General features: G+C 66.4%; 15 protein-coding genes and 1 other RNA gene. 3 read left to right on the top strand and 13 right to left on the bottom strand.

Annotation, left to right across the window (positions count from 1 at the left end):
- The 8 genes from ftsW to rsmH all read right to left on the bottom strand — a co-directional run bounded on the left by ftsW (position 1) and on the right by rsmH (position 10,350).
- The gene (ftsW, locus tag QW868_RS06900) at positions 1–1,152 is read right to left on the bottom strand and encodes a putative lipid II flippase FtsW (protein WP_316230197.1); all 1,152 of its coding nucleotides are present in this window, start codon (positions 1,150–1,152) and stop codon (positions 1–3) included.
- 344 nt (positions 1,153–1,496) lie between these two features.
- Positions 1,497–2,897 (bottom strand): UDP-N-acetylmuramoyl-L-alanine--D-glutamate ligase, encoded by a 1,401-nt coding sequence (murD, locus tag QW868_RS06905; protein WP_316230198.1) that lies wholly within the window; start codon positions 2,895–2,897, stop codon positions 1,497–1,499.
- A gap of 109 nt (positions 2,898–3,006) precedes the next feature.
- The gene (gene mraY, locus QW868_RS06910; protein WP_315755076.1) at positions 3,007–4,113 is read right to left on the bottom strand and encodes a phospho-N-acetylmuramoyl-pentapeptide-transferase; all 1,107 of its coding nucleotides are present in this window, start codon (positions 4,111–4,113) and stop codon (positions 3,007–3,009) included.
- A gap of 196 nt (positions 4,114–4,309) precedes the next feature.
- Complete coding sequence (murF, locus tag QW868_RS06915) at positions 4,310–5,686, bottom strand: UDP-N-acetylmuramoyl-tripeptide--D-alanyl-D-alanine ligase (protein ID WP_316230199.1); 1,377 nt, start codon at positions 5,684–5,686, stop codon at positions 4,310–4,312.
- A complete protein-coding gene (locus QW868_RS06920; protein ID WP_315796273.1) occupies positions 5,683–7,143 on the bottom strand; it encodes a UDP-N-acetylmuramoyl-L-alanyl-D-glutamate--2,6-diaminopimelate ligase in 1,461 nt (486 codons plus the stop codon). Before QW868_RS06920 ends, murF begins: the two co-directional genes overlap by 4 nt.
- A 70-nt stretch (positions 7,144–7,213) precedes the next feature.
- Positions 7,214–8,962 carry a penicillin-binding protein 2 gene (locus QW868_RS06925; protein ID WP_315778788.1) on the bottom strand — a complete coding sequence of 583 codons (1,749 nt, stop codon included), beginning with the start codon at positions 8,960–8,962 and terminating at the stop codon, positions 7,214–7,216.
- The gene (locus QW868_RS06930) at positions 8,959–9,351 is read right to left on the bottom strand and encodes a hypothetical protein (protein WP_315713444.1); all 393 of its coding nucleotides are present in this window, start codon (positions 9,349–9,351) and stop codon (positions 8,959–8,961) included. The genes QW868_RS06925 and QW868_RS06930 overlap by 4 nt, the downstream gene beginning before the upstream one ends.
- Before the next feature lie 3 nt (positions 9,352–9,354).
- Entirely contained in the window at positions 9,355–10,350 is a 996-nt protein-coding gene (rsmH, locus tag QW868_RS06935) for a 16S rRNA (cytosine(1402)-N(4))-methyltransferase RsmH (protein WP_316230200.1), read from the bottom strand.
- 554 nt (positions 10,351–10,904) lie between these two features.
- On the opposite strand from rsmH, the gene QW868_RS06940 reads away from it, so the two are divergent.
- A complete protein-coding gene (locus tag QW868_RS06940; RefSeq protein WP_315736768.1) occupies positions 10,905–11,756 on the top strand; it encodes an N-acetylmuramoyl-L-alanine amidase in 852 nt (283 codons plus the stop codon).
- Between the two features lie 4 nt (positions 11,757–11,760).
- Here the strand turns inward: QW868_RS06940 and QW868_RS06945 are convergent, their stop codons facing one another.
- Positions 11,761–13,005, bottom strand: coding sequence for an RNA polymerase sigma factor (locus QW868_RS06945; protein WP_316230201.1), 1,245 nt, complete (start codon positions 13,003–13,005; stop codon positions 11,761–11,763).
- A 33-nt stretch (positions 13,006–13,038) separates the two neighbouring features.
- Entirely contained in the window at positions 13,039–13,392 is a 354-nt protein-coding gene (locus QW868_RS06950) for a YciI family protein (protein ID WP_315736765.1), read from the bottom strand.
- A 139-nt stretch (positions 13,393–13,531) separates the two neighbouring features.
- On the opposite strand from QW868_RS06950, the gene rnpB reads away from it, so the two are divergent.
- Positions 13,532–13,972: RNase P RNA component class A (gene rnpB / locus QW868_RS06955), an RNA gene on the top strand.
- Positions 13,973–14,020: 48 nt separating this feature from the next.
- Here the strand turns inward: rnpB and QW868_RS06960 are convergent.
- The 3 genes from QW868_RS06960 to QW868_RS06970 all read right to left on the bottom strand — a co-directional run bounded on the left by QW868_RS06960 (position 14,021) and on the right by QW868_RS06970 (position 19,260).
- Entirely contained in the window at positions 14,021–15,838 is a 1,818-nt protein-coding gene (locus QW868_RS06960) for an ABC transporter ATP-binding protein (RefSeq protein ID WP_316230202.1), read from the bottom strand.
- Positions 15,839–16,113: 275 nt separating this feature from the next.
- Positions 16,114–17,703, bottom strand: coding sequence for a DHA2 family efflux MFS transporter permease subunit (locus QW868_RS06965; protein WP_315736763.1), 1,590 nt, complete (start codon positions 17,701–17,703; stop codon positions 16,114–16,116).
- A gap of 225 nt (positions 17,704–17,928) precedes the next feature.
- Entirely contained in the window at positions 17,929–19,260 is a 1,332-nt protein-coding gene (locus QW868_RS06970; RefSeq protein ID WP_316230203.1) for an HlyD family secretion protein, read from the bottom strand.
- A gap of 187 nt (positions 19,261–19,447) precedes the next feature.
- Between QW868_RS06970 and QW868_RS06975 the strand changes: the two genes are divergently transcribed.
- Complete coding sequence (locus QW868_RS06975) at positions 19,448–20,086, top strand: TetR/AcrR family transcriptional regulator (protein WP_315771377.1); 639 nt, start codon at positions 19,448–19,450, stop codon at positions 20,084–20,086.
- Positions 20,087–20,370 lie beyond the last annotated feature (284 nt).

A 20,370-nucleotide genomic window follows, 5' to 3' on the forward strand; every position in this document is an offset into this window, starting at 1 on the left:
CTAGGCGTAATTGCGCAGCGCGCCGGCTGCGTCGCCGGCCTCGACCTCCATCCGCGGCCGCTGCCGCGTCAGCGCCAGCATCATGCCGACGCCATAGGCCAGCGACACGATCGAGGAGCCACCGTAGGAGATGAAGGGCAAGGTCATGCCCTTGGCCGGGATCAGCTGCAGGTTGACGGAGATGTTGATGGCCGCCTGGATGCCGAACAGAATCGCCAGACCCGAGGCCGCGAAGCGCGCAAAGCCGTCCTCGGTCGTATAGGCGCGCGACAGCGTGCGGATCACGATGAAGGCGAACAGCGCGACCAGCGCCAGACAGAGGATGATGCCGAACTCCTCGGCGGCGACCGCGAACACGAAATCGGTGTGGCTGTCCGGCAGGCTGCGCTTGGCGATGCCCTCGCCCGGCCCCAGCCCGAACCAGCCGCCGTTGGAGAACGCCTCCATCGCGGTGTCGACCTGGAAGGTGTCGCCCGATGCCGGGTTCATGAAGCGCTTGATGCGGCCGGCGACGTGCGGGACCAGCAGATAGGCGCCGAACAGACCAGCGGCCGCGGCGCCGGCGAGGCCCGCGACCCAGATCATGCGCATGCCGGCGATGAAGAACAGCGAGCCCCAGACCATCAGGACCAGCATGGTCTGGCCGAAATCCGGCTCCATCACCAAGAGCGACACGAGCATCATCAGCAGCACCAGCGCCATCGTGGTCGCCGGCATGTCGGGCCGCCGCGCCGATTCCGAGAACAGCCAGGCGGAAACCACGACGAAGGCCGGCTTCGCGGCCTCGGACGCCTGGATGTTGACGCCGATCAGCGTGATCCAACGCCGCGAGCCCTTCACCTCCGGCCCGATCGCGAGCGTCAGCACGATCAGCACGATGGCGACCGCGAACACCACCAGCGCACTGCGCCGGATCTGACGCGGCGACAGGAAGGAGACGCCGATCAGCACGATGAAGGACGGCAGCAGGAACAGGACGTGGCGGTTGAAGAAGTGGAACGGGTCGAGCCCGATCCGGGTCGCCACCGGAGGACTGGCCGCCAACGACAGGATCACCCCGCACAGCATCAAGGCGAGGATGGCGCCGAGCAGCGGGCGGTCCACCGTCCACCACCAGTCGGACAGCGGATTGCGTTCTTCACGTGAGAGCATCGGGCGTCCACCTGAGGCCTTATGAAATCAGCCCATTGGCGCCCAGGATGGTTATTGAAGGGTTAAGGATTCCTCCGCTGTCGTCCCGGACAAGCCGTGACGCGCCAGCGCGTCACGGCTTGTCCGGGACCCATACGCCGCGGCCATCGTGAACGGACAAAATGCCAACGACCCGCGTGCCTCAAACCGCTTCATGGGGGTATGGGTCCCGGCGTTCGCCGGGACGACACCGGTGTGTGCTGCTGCAGATGCGCGTCGTATCGTTCAAGCGTCCGGCCTGCTGAGCAAACACCGTCATCCTCCGCGCAGAGGAGAATCCAACACACCGTACCGTCGCGATGAAGCTACGCCACCGGCTTCACGCCCGGCAGAGCCTGCACCAGCTCGCGGAACCGCGTGCCGCGGATCTCGAAGTTGCGGAATTGGTCGAACGAAGCGCAGGCCGGCGACAGCAGGACCACGGCCTCCTTCAGGCCAGAGGCTTCAGCGTCTGCAGCCGCCTGCGCCACCGCGATCTCCAGCGTGCCGGACATCTCGTGCGCCACCTTGTCACCGAGCGTGCCGGCGAACTCCATAGCCGCCTCGCCGATCAGATAGGCCTTGCGGATGCGCGGGAAGAAGCCCGCGAGGCTGGTGATGCCGCCGGCCTTCGGCTTGCCGCCGGCGATCCAGAAGATGTCGGCGAAGGACGACAGCGCATGCGCGGTCGCATCCGCGTTGGTGCCCTTGGAGTCGTTGACGAACAGCACGTTGGCTCGGCGGCCGACCTGCTCCATGCGATGCGCCAGGCCGGGAAAGCTGCGCAGCCCCTGCTGCAGGACGTCCTCCTTGACACCGAGCGCGAGCGCAGTCGCCGCCGCGCAGGCCGCATTCTGCGCATTGTGCTGGCCGCGCAGCGAGCCGATGCCACCGAGCCGCACAACCTCGCTGCGCGCCCCGCCAGCGCTGCGCAGGATGGCCTCGTGCTCGACATACAGCCCGTCAGCCAGCGGATTTTTGACCGAGATGCGCACGACGCGCTTGCCGGCCTGGTCGAGCCGGTCGGCGATCGCGCGCGAAAAACCGTCGTCGACGCCGACAATCGCGGTGCCTTGCGGCTTCACGCCGGCGACAAGGCGCTCCTTCACGGCCGCGTAGTTCTCGATCGTGCCGTGACGGTCGAGATGGTCCTCGCTGACGTTGATGAGGATGCCGACGCTCGGATCGAGCGAGGGCGTCAGGTCGATCTGGTAGGATGACATCTCGATGACGTGGACGCGGCCCATGCGCGGCGGCTCCAGCGACAGGATCGCGGTGCCGATATTGCCGCCCATCTGGGTGTCGTAGCCGGCAACCCGCATCAGATGCGCGATCAGCGCGGTCGTGGTCGACTTGCCGTTGGTGCCGGTGATGGCGACGAACGGCGCATCCGGCGCGTGCCGCCTGCGCTCGCGACAGAACAGCTCGATGTCGCCGATCACCTCGACGCCGGCCTCGCGTGCCCTGAGCACGCTCCAATGCGGCACGGGATGGGTCAGCGGCACGCCCGGCGCCAGCACCAGCGCGGCGAAGTTCGCCCAGGAGACGGTGCGCAGATCGGCGGTGATGAAACCCGCCTTCGCCGCTTCCGTCATCCGATCGGCGCCGTCGTCGGCCGCGATCACTTCGGCGCCGCCGGCCCGCAGGGCATGACACGAAGCCAGCCCCGAGCCGCCGAGTCCGAACACGGCGACGGTCCTGCCGGCGAATGAGGTGACGGGGATCATGGGAAGAACTCCGTCGTTCCGGACACCGCGCAGCGCTGATCCGCAATCTCGGGATTCCGGGTTCGCGCTGCGCGCGCCCCGGAATGACAATCCATGGCATACGGACCCATCAGCGCAGCTTCAGCGTCGAGAGACCGACCAGCGCCAGCATCACCGAGATGATCCAGAACCGGATCACGATCTGCGGCTCGGTCCAGCCGAGCTGTTCGAAATGGTGATGGATCGGCGCCATCTTGAAGATGCGCTTCCCGGTCAGCTTGAACGAGGCCACCTGCACGATCACCGACACGGCCTCCAGCACGAACAGGCCGCCGATGACAGCCAGCACGATCTCGTGCTTCACCGCGACCGCGATCGAGCCGAGCATGCCGCCAAGTGCCAATGAGCCGGTGTCACCCATGAAGATCGAGGCCGGCGGGGCGTTGAACCAGAGGAATCCGAGCCCGGCGCCGAGCACCGCGCCGCACAGCACGGCAAGCTCGCCGGTGCCCGCGACATAATGGATCTGCAGATAGTCGGAGAACACGGCATTGCCGACGAGGTAGGCGATCAGACCGAAGCTCGCCGAGGCAATCATCACCGGCACGATCGCAAGGCCGTCGAGGCCATCGGTCAGGTTGACGGCATTGCCTGCGCCGACGATGACGAAGGCGCCAAAGATGACATAGAGCCAGCCGAACTTGAAGACGAGGTCCTTGAAGAAGGGAATCGCCAGCCCTGTCGAGGATGGATCGCGGCCGAGGCGAACCAGCGCATAACAGGCGACCAGCGCGATTGCAGCCTCGATCAGCAACCTGAGGCGGCCAGCGAAGCCCGAATGCGACTGCTTGGTGACCTTCAGATAGTCGTCATAGAAGCCGACGAAGCCGAAGCCGAGCGTGACCGCGAGCACGATCCAGACATAGGGATTGAGCGGATTGGCCCACAGCACAGTGGAGACGACGAGCCCCGAGAGGATCATCAGCCCGCCCATCGTGGGCGTACCCTTCTTGCTGATGATATGCGATTGCGGGCCGTCGGTGCGGATCGGCTGGCCTTTGCCTTGACGCAGCCTGAGATGATCAATGATCCAGGGGCCGAACAGGAACACGAACAGCGCGCCGGTGACGACGGCGCCGCCGGTCCGGAAGGTGATGTAACGGAACACGTTCAAGAGCCCGCGAAACACCGAAAGGCTCGGAAACGTATTCGTCAGCTCGATCAACCAGTAGAACATCCAACCCGCCTATGCCGCCTCACCGAGACTAAGCCACGCCAACACGGTTGCTCGTGCGCGAATCCGGTCCAGTCTCTTTTAACCATGAACGGGGCCGGGTGCGAATCGTAGCCCGACGGGAATGATCCGTCCGGCATGACCGCTTCGGCCACCAGTGGAAAACTATCCTTCTGCCGCGCCGCGATATCGCCCGATTTCAACCGACGCCCTGCAGCGCCGCGGCGAGCTTCGACACGAACTTGTTGACCCAGAAGATCTTCTTGCTGCCCTTGATGACGACGACGTCGCCCGGCGCAAGCAGCGCCGCGACCCGACCGGGATCCAACGTCACCGGATCCTCGTGCCAGCCGAGCCGCTTCGCTTGCGGCAGGTTGTCGAACAGGTGACGCATCAGCGGACCGACGCAATAGACGCCGTCGACCCCGGCGAGATGAGCGACCATCCCCTGATGATAGGCCGGCGCCTCGTCGCCGAGTTCAAGCATGTCGCCGATGATGGCAATGCGCCGCCCCCGCACCGGCCGCGCCTGCAGGCTGTCGAGCGCCGCCGCCATGCTGGCCGGATTGCCGTTGAAGCTGTCGTCGATCAGAACGATGCCGCCGACGGTCTGCTCGACGCCGCGTCCGGTCATGATGCCGACCTGGCCCAGCTCCTGCGCCAGCAGCGCCGGATCGAGCCCGGCCGCCGCGATGGAGGCGAGCGCCGCCAGCGCATTGTGCAGGCGATGCGGCGCCCCCGGCGTCACCGTGAAGGCGACGCGGCGACCGGCGATGTCTGCCGACACATCCCAGCTGTCGCCGCGCGAGGTGTGCGAGAGCTCGCGCACGTCAGTGCCGCCACCGAAGCGGATCACTTTGCCCGTCCATTCCGGCGCCGCGAGATCGGCCGGCAGCACGAGAACGCCGTCAGCCGGCAGCCCGCACGCGATCGAGACTTTCTCTTTCCTGATCGCTTCCAGGCTGCCGAGCTTCTCCAGGTGCACCGGCTGCACGTTGACGACGAGAGCCACCGTCGGCTGCGACAGCTCCGTCAGCCGCGCGATCTCGCCTTTTTGATTCATGCCCATCTCGACGACCCAGACCGAAGCGCCCGGATCGGCATTGCACAGCGTCAGCGGCACGCCCCAGAAATTGTTGAAGCTCGACGGGCTGGCTGACGCTCCGGGATAGGCGGCGATGAACTCCTTGGTCGAGGTCTTGCCGGCGCTGCCGGTGAGCCCGATCACCGGGCCATGAAAGCGCGCCCTTGCAGCGCGCGCGAGCGTCCACAATCCATCGATCAGCGTGTCGTGCACCACGAGCTGCGGCACGGTGATGCCGTCGATCCTGTGCGGCACGATCATCGCGACGGCGCCGGCCGCTTCGGCGTTGGCCGCAAACTCCCAGCCGTCGCGGCTGGAGGCGAAGCTCGACACGAAGCCACCGCTCGGCGTGCCGCTCAGCGCAACGAACAGGCTGCCGGGCTTCACGGCACGGCTGTCCTGCGTCACGAAATCGATCGGGCTCTCCGGATAGTCACCGGCGAGGCCGAGCGCGCGCGCCGCCTCCGCCACGGTCCACAGCGCCTTCGTCATGGTGTCCTCGATGCCAACGCGTCCGCGACCGCTTCGTGATCGCTGAAATGCAGAACATTGCTGCCGATGATCTGTCCGGTCTCGTGGCCCTTGCCGGCGATCACGAGCGCATCGCCGGGCTGCAGCTCGCCAATCGCGACCTCGATCGCCTCCGCCCGATCGCCGATCTCGCGCGCACCGGGTGCGGCGGCCAGGATCGCGGCGCGGATCGCAGCCGGATCCTCGCTGCGCGGATTGTCGTCGGTGACGATGACGCTGTCGGCCCCTTCAGCGGCGATCGCGCCCATCAAAGGGCGCTTGCCGGTGTCACGGTCGCCGCCGGCGCCGAACACGACGACGAGTTTTCGCGCAGCATAGGGCCGCAGCGCGTGCAGCGCCTTGGCAAGCGCGTCCGGCTTGTGCGCGTAGTCGATGAAGATGGGTGCACCATTGTGCTCGCCGACCAGCTCGAGCCGGCCCCTGGCGCCCTCGAGCTGCTCGAGAGATTCGAACACGGCTTGCGGATCGCTACCGGTGCCGATCGCAAGGCCCGCCGCGACCAGCGCATTCTCGATCTGAAACGCGCCGACCAACGGCAGGCGGACCGCATGCATGCGGCCGCAATGCTGGATTTGGAGCTGCTGAGCAAAGCCGTCGATTGCAGTGGCCACCAGCCGGATGCCCTCTCCAGCGCCGTCCCCATGCGTTCCCACCGTCATCAGGCGAAGACCGCGTGTCTGCGCCGCGGCGATGACCTCCGGCGAGCACTCATGATCGGCCGAGATCACGGCAGGGCCGCCCGGCGGCACGAGATCGCGGAACAGCCTCAGCTTGGCGTTGAGGTAGTGCGTGATATCAGGATGATAGTCCATGTGGTCGCGCGACAGGTTCGTGAACCCGCCGGCCGAGACCCTGACACCATCGAGCCTGAATTGATCGAGCCCATGCGACGAGGCCTCGAACGCCAGATGGGTGACGCCATCCTGCGTGATCTCGTCGATCTGCCGATGCAGCGCGATCGGATCCGGCGTCGTCAGCGAGCCGTAGACGGTGCGCTTGTCCGACACCAGCCCGACGGTGCCGATGCTGGCCGAACTGTGGCCGAGGCGCTGCCATATCTGGCGCGTGAAGGCGGCGACCGACGTCTTGCCGCTGGTGCCGGTGACGGCGGCAATGGTCGCCGGCTGGCGCGGATAGAACCGAGATGAAGCGAGCGCGAGCGCCCGCCGAGGGTTTGGCAGCGCGATGAATGGCACGGCCAGCTCCGTTCCAGGGCCCGCCGCGCCGGCCACGGCGACCGCGCCGGCCGAGATCGCCGCCGCGATGAAGCGGGCGCCATCGGTCTTGGTGCCGGACAGAGCAAAAAACAGGTCGCCGGGCCGCACGGCGCGGCTGTCCACCGCGAGGCCGGAGATCTCGACAGCGGCGATGCGGGCGTCGAGCGTCGCCTGATCGCCCAGGAGGTCCTGAAGTTTCATCCTGGTTCCGTGCCAGTCCTGGCCCCGCCCCGGGCGGCGGCGGCTCCAAAGCCCGCGATTCGACGACGGCTTACTGTGTCAGCCGCGATGCTGCAAGAATTTGGCGGTCGGACGGCGGCAGATCGAAACGGGGCTCAATTCCCAGCAGCGGCCCGATCCGGGAGATCACGGCACCAGCCGTCGGCGCGGCATTCCAGCCGGAGGTGATGAAGCCATAGGTTTCCTTCAATGACTGCGGCTCGTCCAGCATGATCAGGAGCTGGTATTTTGGCTTGTCTGCCGGGATCACGGCGGTGAAGAGGGTCAGCACCTTCTTCTTGGCGTAGCGGCCGTTGATGACCTTCTCGGCGGTGCCGGTCTTGCCGCCGATGTAATAGCCCTTCACGTCGGCCTTGCGCGCGGTGCCGACCTCGGCGTTCAGACGCATCAGGTAGCGCATCTTCTCCGAGGTCTCCGGCTTGATCACGCGCTTGGCGACCTGCATCGCCTCTGCCTCGGTGCGCTTCATGAAAGTCGGCGGGATCAGATAGCCACCATTGACCAGCGCGCTGACACCCATCACGCCCTGCAGCGGCGCCACCGCCATGCCGTGACCGAACGCGATCGTGACCGTGTTCAACTCGGCCCAGCGCTTGGGCAGGATCGGCGAGGCGCTCTCCGGCAACTCGGTGCGCAACCGGTCGAACTGGCCCATCTTGCGCAGGAACGCCTTGTGCGCGTCCACGCCCTGCGCCAACGCGATCCTGGCAGCACCGACGTTGGACGAGAAGTAGAACACTTCCCGCATGTTGAGGAAGCGGCCCTTTGGTTCGTCGTCGTGAATCGTAAACTTGCCGTAGTGCAGCGGTCCGCGCGCATCCCACAGCGAGTTGAGATCATACTTGCCGCTGTCGAGCGCCATCGCCAGGGTGAAGGCCTTGAAGGTCGAACCCATTTCGTACACGCCCGTGGTCAGGCGGTTGATCCGATCGGGATCGTGCGCTTCCTTCGGGTTGTTCGGATCAAAATCCGGCAGCGAGACCATGGCGATGATCTCGCCGGTCCTGACATTGACGACGAGACCGGAAGCCGCCTTGGCCTTGAACTTGTCCTTGGCCTTGAGCAGCTCGTCGCGCAGCGCGTGCTCGACGCGCAGATCGACCGAGAGCTCGATCGGGCGCTGCAGGCGATCGGTGGCGAAGCCGGCGCGATGGAGGTCGGCGAGGCCCTGATTGTCGAGCCACTTCTCCATACCGGCGATGCCCTGGTTGTCGATGTTCACCAGGCCGATCAGATGGGCGACCTCGTTGCCGGTCGGATAGACGCGCTTGTTCTCGCGCAGGAAGCCGATGCCCGGCAGGCCGAGGCGATGAATGTCCTGCTGCTGCTTCGGTGTCATCTCGCGCTTCAACCAGACGAAGCCCTTGCGCGACAGCAGCCGGTCGCGGACCTCGCCCGTATCGAGATCCGGCAAGGTCGCCGTCAGAAGCTCGATCGCCTCGTCCTTGTCGATGAGGCGGCGCGGCTCGGCGAACAGGCTCGGCGTCTTGACGTCGGTTGCGAGAACGGCACCGTTGCGGTCGACGATGTCGGGCCGCGCGGTGGCGATGGCGTCCTGCTGCGCGGCACGCCGCGCGCTCGGACCATCCGAGCCGATCGCGAACATCACGAGGCGGCCGCCGATGATCGCGTAGACCGCGGCAAAGGCGACGATCGCGAGGCCGACGCGCACGCGCGCCTTGGCAGTGCGATCGACATCGCGCCCATACAGCAGCGTGCGCACCAGTCGCTGCCGCCAGGGCTCCTGCGGCTTGACGTGAGGCCGAGGCTGATCGCTCATTGCTGATCCTCCGGGCGACGCACCGATCCGGTCACGGGGGGTTCTTCGTTGATCGCGTCGATCGCATCGATCATCGATCCGATCGGATCCGGATTGTCCGGTCGCGCAAATCGCGGCGGCCGCTCCGGCAGATTCTTCAGGCTGTCGTATTGTGTGGCGTTGAGCGGCTTCAGCGGCAGATGCCGTTCGACCAGCCCTTGCAGCCGCAGCGGCGCGTCGAGCTTGGCCCATTCCGCGCGCAACACTGCGATGGCCTCGCGCTGCTCGCGGATCTCAGCGCGCAATTGCAGCACGCGCTCGACCCGTGCCGTCGAGTCCATCTTGATGCGATAGACATAGGCCGCCGCGAAGATCAGCGAGCAGATCACGACGAGGTGCAGGAGGCGCATCGGTCACCCTCCTCGCAGGACGTCGGCCAGGCGCGGCCAGGGGGATGATGGTGCCGAGGCGTGCGCCGGCGCGGCCGTGCGTTCGGCGCCGCGCAGCTTGGCGGACCGTGCCCGGGGATTGGCTTCGGTCTCGGCCTCCGCGGCCACCACCGGCTTGCGGTTGAGCAGTTGGAAGCTCGGTACCTCCTGGGCCACCTCGGGCCGATGGCGGGAGCCGCCGCCAGTCCTGCTGCGCTCGGCCAGGAACGTCTTGACGATGCGGTCCTCGAGCGAATGGAACGAGACGACCGCGAGGCGGCCGCCCGGCGCCAGCACGCGCTCCGCAGCCGCCAGCGCCTGTTCGAGCTCGTCCAGCTCCTCGTTGACGAGAATGCGCAACGCCTGGAACGTGCGCGTCGCCGGATGGATGTCGCCAGGCTTCGATCTCACCACGCGCGCGACGATATCGGCGAGCTGCCGCGTCGTCGTGATCGGCTGCTCCTTGCGCGCGGCGACGATGGCCCGCGCCACGGCGCGGGAGTGCCGCTCGTCGCCAAAGATGTAGATGACGTCGGCCAGATCGCGCTCGGCAGCGTGCGCAACGACATCGGCAGCCGTCGGCCCCGTGCCGCCCATCCGCATGTCGAGCGGGCCGTCGAACCTGAACGAGAAGCCGCGCGCGGCGGAGTCGAGCTGCATCGAGGATACGCCGACATCCATCACGACGCCGTCGACATGTGTGAGGCCTTGCGATGCACAGATTTCGGCCAATGCCGAGAAGCGGTTCTCGACCAGTGTCAGGCGACCGCCCGCTTCGGCGAGGAGACTCGCGCCGCCGGCGATTGCGGTGCTGTCGCGATCGATCCCGATCACCCGTGTTCCCGCCGTCGCCAGGATCAGGCGCGTATAGCCACCCGCGCCAAAGGTCGCATCGACATAGGTTCCGCCGGCGCGCGGCGCCAGCATCTCGACCGCTTCGGGGCCGAGCACCGGGACGTGTCGCTGGTCAGCCGTGCTCACGCGGCCGCTCCGCAAGCGCGCCGTTGCTTCAGACTGACTTTGTTCGGCAGCGAGCCCATCGCGCCTTCGATCCTCGCGCCCGTCAATTCGCCAAGCCATCTCCCGGGACGGTCGGTCATCCGTCGAGCCGTCCCCACATCAGCGGCACGATCCGGCCTTGTCGAGACCCTCGATCCGACAGCGATCGCGCGGCGCCGGAACGCCCCGGAACCGCTTTCGATCGTGATCTGCCGTGCAGGACCTTGCATCGTGGCGGCTTGCCGTCCCGAAAGCCGGCTTGGCTCTTCACCACTCAGTAACGGCGTTTAGCGTTAACAAACAGTTGACGGTCTGTGGCGGATGTTGGGCACTTGGACCGCGAGGTGGAGCTGCCCGGTAGACCGTTCGTCCTGCACGCCGTCGCGCCGTTCGACGGACTGGCAATCGCCATACAACGGTCCGCTCAATAGCGAGGGCTCGCATGCGATTTCGATTGCGGCTGGGACATGTAAAAGAGTAGTGCCTGCCCATATTCGGTTTGAGCCATCGCCGCCGCCGTCCGCTTCGAGTCGTTCATGCCAAATCCATCCGACAAGCCGGAATCGAAGCGTCCCCGTGCGCTGCCGATCCCCAAGGGCGTTTCCGACCTGCCGGTCTTCACGCCGGACTCGTCGATCGCCTCCGACGTGATCCCGTCGGCCAATTTCGGCGAGCGCAAGGGTGGGCGCCAGCCGGACATGATCATTCTTCATTACACCGGAATGCCGGATGTCGAAGGGGCGATCACCAAGCTTTGCACCGCCGGCAGCGAGGTGTCCGCCCATTACGTCGTGCTTGAGGACGGACGCATCGTCCAGTGCGTACCGGAGGCCTTCCGCGCTTGGCACGCGGGTCTCTCGTCCTGGGGCGGCGACGAGGACATCAATTCCTGCTCGATCGGTGTCGAGATCGTCAATCGCGGCCACGATTGGGGCTATCCGGATTTCCCACCGCGGCAAATCGCGGCGGTCATCGCGCTGTGCCGAGGAATCATGCTTCGCCGCAATGTGCCGGCGCATCGCGTGCTCGGGCATTCCGACGTGGCGCCCGCGCGCAAGAAGGATCCCGGCGAGAAATTCCCGTGGCATTCGCTGGCGAATTCGGGCGTGGGCCACTGGGTGCAGCCGGCGGCGATCACCAAGGGCGAGACGTTGAAGCTCGGCAGCATCGGCGATGACGTCAAGGGCTTGCAGAAGGCGCTCGCCAAATACGGCTATGGCGTGCCGATCACGGGCAAATTCGACGGCATCACCATGGATGTCGTCACCGCGTTCCAACGGCACTTCCGCCCCGAAAAGATCGACGGCATCGCCGACCGCTCGACCTTGTGGACGTTGCATGCGCTGCTGACGAGCCTGCCTGCCGAGGATCAGGCGCCGCGCGTCTGACACGTCAGGCCTCCACATCGAGCTCCCCCAGCCGGCGGGCATAGAGACGCCTGAGCGGCGCGAGCTGCGTGGCCCCGCTCGCCTCGCGGTAGGCAGCGCGTGCCGCGTCGCGCCGACCGAGCCGCCGCAGGAGGTCCGCCCGCACCGCCGGCAGCAGATCGTACTGCTTCAATCCGCCGCGCGCGGCCAGCGCATCGACCAGCGCCAGCGCCCGCGCCGGGCCATCGACCATCGACACGGCGGCTGCATGATTGAGCTCGATCACGGGCGATGGCGCGATCCGCAGCAGAACCTCGTAGAGCCCCACGATCTGCCGCCAATCCGTTTCAGCGTAGCTGGAGGCCTGAGCATGAAGCGCGGCAATCGCTGCCTGGACCGTATAGGGCTGCGGGAGCCCCTTCGTGCCCAGGGCCTGTTCGACCAGCCCAAGCCCTTCGGCGATCTGCTCACGATTCCACAGCGCGCGGTCCTGCTCCTCCAGCAGGACGATGTCGCCCGCCGCATTGGTACGGCCGGCGCGCCGCGCATCGTGCAGCAGCATCAACGCGAGCAGGCCCTTGATGTCGCGCGCCTCCGGCATCAAGCCAAGCAGCAGGCGACCCAGCCGGATCGCCTCACGCGCGAGATCCTCGCGAATCAGCTCGGTGCCTGAGGTCGCGAGATAGCCCTCCGTGAACACCAGATAGATCACGGTCAGGACGCCGCGCAGTCGCTCCTCGAGCGCGTCGCGTCCCGGCACCTCATAGGGAATGCCGGCGAGGCGGATCTTCTGCTTGGCGCGCACGAGGCGCTGCGCCATCGCCTCCTCGCCGGCGACAAAGGCGCGGGCGACCTCGGCGGTGGTGAGGCCGCAGACCGTGCGCAGCGTCAGCGCCACCTGGACCTCCGGCGCGAACGACGGATGGCAGCAGGTGAAGATCAGCCGCAGCATGTCATCGTCGAGATCGGACGGCGCGTCGGCGTCGTCGTTGGCGGCGTCACGCTCGATCGTATGAACGATCTCCGCCTCCTTGTCGCGAAAATTGCTCCGCCGCCGGATCCGGTCGATCGCCTTGTTGCGGGCGACGTTGACCAGCCACGCCCGCGGGTTGGCGGGGGCGTCGGACCCCCGCCATTTGAGCAGCGCCGCAGCGAACGCATCCTGCAGCACGTCCTCGGCCAGATCGAAGTCACCGACGAGCCGGATCAAGGTCGCGAGTGCGCGGCCGGCCTCATCACGGAACACCTTGTCGATCGCATCAGGCGTCATCGGTGACCTTCTCGGCAGCGAGCCGCACCGGTCTCAATGATTGTATTGCCAGACCGGCCGCACCTCGATCGAGCCGAAACGGGCGCCGGGAATACGTGCGGCAATCCCGATCGCCTCGTCGAGATTCTTGGCCTCGATCATGTAGTAGCCGCCGAGCTGCTCTCGGGTCTCGGCGAACGGACCGTCCGTGGTGAGGATCTTGCCGTCGCGCACCCGCACGGTCGTCGACGTCGAGGTCGGCTGCAGCCGGTCACCGCCCTTGTAATTGCCGCTCGAGATGATCGATTGGGTGAACGTCTGGTACTCCGCCAGCATCTTGCCTTCAGCCTCCTTCTCGATCTTCGCGTATTCGGCCTCATTCAGGTAGATCATCAACAGATACTGCATCGGACTTGCTCCTCTCTTCAGCTGGATCGCCGACATCCAGTCGAACGGCGTCGACGCGGAACGACACGCGAAGGATAATATTTTCCGCCGGCATGGCGATGGCTTGACGTGCTGGTCGAGAAGCCCCATTCAAGCTGCATCAGTCGGCCGGACGGCCGCTCCGGCAGGTGCCGAAAGGCCGCCGGGGAGGAAAGTCCGGGCTCCATCGACATGCGGTGCCGGATAACGTCCGGCGGGGGCGACCCCAGGGATAGTGCCACAGAGAACGAACCGCTTCCTCCCGCGAGGGAGGCAGTAAGGGTGAAAAGGTGCGGTAAGAGCGCACCGCGGGGCCGGCAACGGAACCGGCATGGTAAACCCCACCGGGAGCAAAACCGAATAGGGACGGCCACGCGGAGACAATCGCCAAGGCAGATGATGCCAAGGCGATGACGTCCGCGGGAGCGATGTCAGGCTCGCCGTCCGGGTAGGTTGCCCGAGGTCACGCGCAAGCGCGATCCCAGAGGAATGGCCGTCACGTATCGTCATGCGCAAGCTTGACGGTGCCCTACAGAACCCGGCTTACAGGCCGGCTGATATGTTCATGAGGGGCTCGGCGCCGACAGCGCCGGGCCCCTCACCATTTTTGTTAACCAGCCGCCGAGAGCTGGCCGAACTCGGTGGCCTGGCGCTCGAACAGGCTGCGGTAGAGCCCGCCGGGTCTGCCGACCAGCGCGGCGTGGCTGCCCTGCTCGACGATGCGGCCGCGATCGAACACCAGGATGCGGTCGAGACTGCGCACGGTCGCCAGACGATGCGCGATCACGATCGCCGTCCTGCCCTTCATCAGCCGCTCCATCGCCTCCTGGATCAGCGCCTCGGATTCCGAATCGAGGCTCGAGGTCGCCTCGTCCAGGATCAGCACCCGCGCGTCCGCCAGGAACGCCCGCGCCAGCGCGACCCGCTGCCGCTCGCCGCCCGACAGCTTGACGCCGCGCTCGCCCACCAGCGTGCCGTAGCCCTTGGGCAGGCGCGTGATGAACTCATGCGCGTTGGCGAGCCGCGCCGCCTGCTCGATCTCGGCCTGGCTGGCGCCGGGCCGGCCATAGGCGATGTTCTCGGCCAGCGAGCGGTGGAACAGGATCGGCTCCTGCTGCACGATCGCGATCTGGCTGCGCAGCGAGTCCTGCTTGGCGTGCGCGATGTCCTGGCCGTCGATCACGATGCGGCCGCCGCTGACGTCGTAGAGCCGCTGCACCAGCTTGACGAAGGTCGTCTTGCCGGAGCCCGAGCGCCCGACCAGCCCGATCCGCTCGCCCGGCCGGATGTCCACCGACAGCCTGTCGTAGAGGGAGCTGCGATGGCCGCCATAGTGGAACGTCACCGCATCGAATACGATGTGCCCGCCGGTCACCGCGATCGGCTTCGCGTCCGCCGCATCGACGATGCCGATCGGCTCGCCATGGATCGCCACCAGCTCGTCCATGTCGTTGACCGCCCGCTGCAGGTTGTTGATGTGCATGCCGACGTCGCGCAGATAGGCATGGATCACATAATAGCTGGTGAGCACATAGGTGACGTCGCCCGGCGAGGCCTTGCCTGCCATCCACAGCAGCACGGCGCCGCCGATCACCGAGGAGCGCAGGCACAAGAGCACGCCGAGCTGCACCGCAGCCGTGGTGTTGTAGCGCAGCCACGTGCGATTGACCCGCCGGGACCAGCGGCTGACGACGCGCATCAACCGGCCGTCCTCGCGCGCCTCGGCGCCGAACGACTTCACCACCGCGTTGCAGCTCAACGCGTCCGCCAGCGTGCCGCCGACCTTGGTGTCCCAGGCATTGGAGATGCGCGCCGCGGGCGCGATGTAGCGAGTCGAGAACGCGACGGTCATCGCGACATACAGCACCGCGCCGACGGCGATCACGCCGCCCAGCGCGCCCCAGTGCAGCCCGAGCAGCACCATCGAGCCCAGCAGCACCGAGAGCGACGGCAGCAGCGCCAGCAGGATGGTGTCGTTGTAGAGGTCGAGCGCCCACATGCCCCGGGTGATCTTGCGCACCGTCGAGCCGGCGAAGCTGTTGGCGTGCCAGTCGGTCGAGAAGCGCTGCACGCGCACGAACGCGTCGCGCGCGACATCGGACATGATGCGCAGCGTGAACGGCACGATCAGTTGCAGGCCCGACAATCGCAGCACGATCGAGGCGAAGCCGAGGCCTACGATGGCGGCGAACGCCACCAGCGCGCTGTGCCGTGCATCGGCATTGCCTGGGCCTAGAGTAAGAGCATCAACCAGCCGGCCGGAGAACAGCGGCATGAACAGATCGGCAGCGGTGGCGCCCAACAGCGCGCACGCAATGCCGAGGGTCATGCGCGGCTGCTTCAGCCAGTGGCGGAACACGAACGGCATCACGACGCGGATGGCGGCGGGACGCTTGTCGGCCTTCAGGCCGGAGACGTCGACGGTCATGGCATCATCCGGCCGCGCTCGTCGCGCCAGGCCGGCTCCAAATAGTGCAGACGCGACGCGGCGCGCCGTCTGCGGATGAGTAACTCAGGCGTTGGGAAGTTAAGCGATGGTGCTCAAAGCGAGCGGCCGAACACCAGAACAGGCATCGAGCGGGTGCATGCGATCTGCAGATGCGATGTGGTCATGCAAATCTCCCCGGTTCGAGCGACAATTCTTGTTCCATACCATCGACGGTATGATTTGGCAACCCGCGACACGCGCAGGAGCCGCTCACGTCAATGTGCGTCGCCGCCGCCCGCCATCGGCGAACTCGGCTTCTTGAGCAGCATGACCATGAAGCTGAGCGCGATGTAGAAGCAGGTCAGCATGAAGAAGGCATCGCCATAGCCCATCACCACGGCCTGCCGGTGCACGATCTGCGAGAGCTGCTTCATCGCCATCAGCGCGGAATCGCCCATGCCCTGCAGCTTCTGCTGCAGCATGTTGAGGGTCTCGACCGCGGTCGCATTGCCCCAGGTCACCCGCTCGTGCAGGCGCGAGATGTGCAGGTCGGTGCGGTCGTTCAGCACCTGGTTGATCACGGCGAGTCCGACCGCGCCACCGAGATTGCGCATCAGGTTGAACAGGCCCGAAGCGTTCTTGACGCGGTCCGGCGCCAGAGTGCCGAGCGCGATGTTGTTGGTCGGTACCATCGCGCACATCATGCCGACGCCACGCAGCACCTGCGGCACGAACAGCTCCCAGAAATCGTAGTCGCGGGTGATCCCTGTCATCTGGTAGGAGCCGATGGCGAAGATGACGAGGCCGAAGGCGATGATCAGGCGCATGTCGATCTTCACCATCAGCCGGCCGACCACGGGCGCCATCAGGAACATGGTCACGCCCGACACGAACATCGTCTCGCCGATCATCAGCGCGCTGTAGCCGCGCACCTCGGCGAGATAGCGCGGATAGATGTAGGTCAGGCCGTAGAGGCCGATGCCGATGCAGAACTGCAGCAGGCAGCCGACCGTGAAGTTGCGGTCGCCGAACGCATAGAGGTCGACGATCGGCTCGTCGACCGTCAGCACGCGCCAGAAGAAGCACACCGCCGAGACGGCGCAGACCGCGGCGAAGATCGCCACCGACGTGTCCTGCAGCCACTCATATTGCGGCCCTTCCTCCAGCACGTATTCGAGTGAGCCGAGGAATCCGGCCATGAACAGCAGGCCCCACCAGTCGAAGCGGTCGAGCAGCTCGAAATGCGGCTCGTCGAAATCGACCAAGGCGAGCACGCCGACCGTGATGAGGATGCCCGGCGGGATGTTGACGAAGAACAGCCAATGCCAGGACATCGCGTCGGTGATGTAGCCGCCGACCGTCGGGCCGACCGTCGGCGCAAGGGTGGCGACGAGCCCGATGATCGGGCCGACGACGTTGAACTTGGAGCGCGGAAACACCGTGTAGGCCGAGGCGAACACGGTCGGGATCATGCCGGCGCCGAGAAAGCCCTGGAGCGCGCGCCATACGATCATCTGCTCGATCGAGGACGCGAAGCCGCACAGGAAGCTGGAGATGGTGAATCCCGCGGCCGAGATCGCGAACAACAGCCGCGTGCCGAGCGCGCGCGACAGAAAGCCGGACAAGGGAATCGCGATCACCTCGGCAATCAGATAGGCGGTCTGCACCCAGGACACTTCGCTGGAGCTCGCCGACAGTCCGGCCTGGATCTCGCTGAGCGACGCCGACACGATCTGGATGTCCAGGATCGACATGAACATGCCGAACACCATGATCAGGAACGCGATCAGCCGCCGCGGCGCGATGCGGTCCGACGGCGCCGCCGGTGCGCTCATGGTGGGATTGGCTGTCGTTGCGGTGGCCATGGTCTAATGAGTCCGCTGGAGTCGATGACCGCGCCGCGTCACAGGTGCGCTCCCCTCCCCCCGCGCGAAGCGGAGCTTCGCTAGGCGGGGAGGGGTCGGGGGTGGGGGTCCCCAACGGCGGTCTCGCCCGGAGACCCCCCACCCCAACCCTCCCCCGCAAGGGGGGAGGGAGCTGACTTCCGATGACGCGACAGCGAATGCAATCGCGCCGGTTAGATCAACTTGCTACTTCCCCTGCACCGTCGCCGGCGCGTCGAGATCTCCGTCACTGTCGGCATCCTTGGCGCCGTCGGTGGTGTCCACCGTGACGTAGACCGACATGCCGGCGCGCAAGAGGTTCTGCCGCGCCACGTCCTTCGGCACGCGGATGCGCACCGGCAGGCGCTGCACGATCTTGGTGAAGTTGCCGGTCGCGTTGTCCGGTGGCAGCAGGGTGAACACCGAACCCGCGGCCGGCGAGATGCTGTCGACCACGCCCTTGAAGCCGCGCGCGCCGTAAGCATCAACCTTGATGGTCACCGGCTGGCCCGGACGGATACGCCTGAGCTGGGTTTCCTTGAAGTTGGCGTCGATGAACACGTCATCGAGCGGCACGACGTTGCCGAGCCGCTGGCCGACCGCGACGAAATCGCCGGTGTTGACGAGGCGGTTGGAGAAGGTGCCGTCGACCGGTGCGCGCACGGTGGCGAATTCGAGATCGCGCTCGGCCTTGGCGAGCGAGGTCTTGAGCTCGGCGAGCTGCGCCTGGGCCTCGACCTGCTGCGCCTTCGTCACCTCGACATTGTCGCGGGCGGCGTCGAACGCGGCGCGCGCGGCGCGCACCCCGGCCATGCCCTGATCGCGCGTGGCTTCCGACTGCTCGAAGGTCGCATGCGAGGCAAAACCCTTGCTGCTCAGCGCCTGCTGGCGCTCATAGTCGAGCCCGGCGCGCTTCATCGCGGCTTCGGATGAGGTGAGATTGGCCTGCGCCTGCTCGACGGCGCTCTGCTGCGCGGCGACCTGGCGGCCGATGCGCGCGATGGTCGCCTCCTGGGTGGCGATCTTGCTGCGCGCGGCGTCGACTGCGATCTTGTAGTCGCCGTCATCGATGCGGAAGATCACGTCGCCCTTGCGGACCACCGAATTGTCCCGCGGCACGATCTCCTGGATGTGCCCGGAGACGCGCGCGCCCAGCATGGTGTTGTTGGCGCGGACATAGGAATCGTCGGTCGAAACCATGAAGCGGCCGACCAAATAATAGTGCGTGGCATAGCCGGCGGCGGCGAGCGCGAGCAGCACGCCGATGCTGGCGAGCACGCGCTTGCGCTTGCCGGATTTCGGCGCGGCGGCGGGCTCGGCTTGCGGCTTCGCTGCGGCAGGAGCGCCGGCCGGCGCGGGCCGTTCGGATGGCGCCTCGGTGCTGACGTCTGCCTTCAGCTCAGCCGGCTTGGCATCAGCCGGCTTGCGCTGCGCCATGTCGCTGGGCTGCGGCCGGACCGACTCAGCGCTCGGCTGTTTCGACGCTTCCTCGGCGTCCGGACGGCGCGCCCGTACAGCCTGATCTCTCGCAGCGGCCATCAGAGACTCCCACCCATGACAGCGGGGCCGCTCAGGCCCCGAAAATCCCGACCGAACCGTACGGTCAATCCATATCTACCATTGACCGAACCGTTCGGTCAATATACATCTTCGCTATCGCAACATATCCGCGCGGATGCCTTGGTGACGTTGGCGCCGGCCAAATCTTCGGGAACAGCCTAAACCAATGATTGAGGCGGACCACAATACCACCCAAGCGACGTCGGACGACGATTCCTCGAAGCGCCGGCAAATCCTCGAAGGCGCCCGCAAGGTGTTCATGGACATGGGCTTCGACGGCGCCAGCATGGGCGAGATCGCGCGCGTGGCCGGCGTCTCCAAGGGTACCCTCTACGTCTACTTCGCCGACAAATTCCGCCTGTTCGAGGCGATCGTCGCGGAGGAGACCGTGCATCGGGGCGCCTCGAACTTCAGCTTCGATCCCGCCCGCGACGCCGCGACCGTGCTGTACGAATTCGGCACCGCCTGGATCGCGGTCGTCTGCCGCCCCGGCGGCGGATCGGCGATCCGCACCGTGATGGCGATTGCCGAACGCATGCCGGAGGTGGGGCGGCGCTACTATGATTGCGTCATCGAGGGCACGATCGGCCGGCTCGCCGCCTATCTGCAGGCGCGCGTCGATGCCGGGGAGCTCGCCATCGACGACTGCCACCTCGCCGCATCGCAATTCCAGCTGATGTGCCAGGCCACGCTGTTCCTGCCCTTCATCTTTCAGGGAGCCCCCGCCCCCTCGCCCGACGAGGTACACAAAGTGGTGGCGAGCGCCGTCCGCATGTTCCTCGCGACCTACGGCATCAAGAGTTGAGACGCCGCTGACCGCAGCGATGCGCGCGGCGATGTCGGCACAACAGATATCGGCGCAAGACATGTCAGCCCGAGATATGCCAGCATAAGACATGCGCTCTCCTTCTCGCGGCTGGTGACGCCCGAGCTTTGCGTTCGGATCACCCTCGGATCGATCGGAGGGTGCAGGGAAGGCCGGGCGCTGGCCGCGCCCGTGGCCCGCCTGCTCAAAAAAATGCAGGCGGCAGGTACCACAGGTCTGGCCGAACACACCCGGCCCTCCCTGCGCGATGGGCTTACGATTTA

It is taken from the genome of Bradyrhizobium sp. SZCCHNR1051 (genome assembly GCF_032489615.1).
Taxonomy (GTDB): Bacteria; Pseudomonadota; Alphaproteobacteria; order Rhizobiales; family Xanthobacteraceae; genus Bradyrhizobium.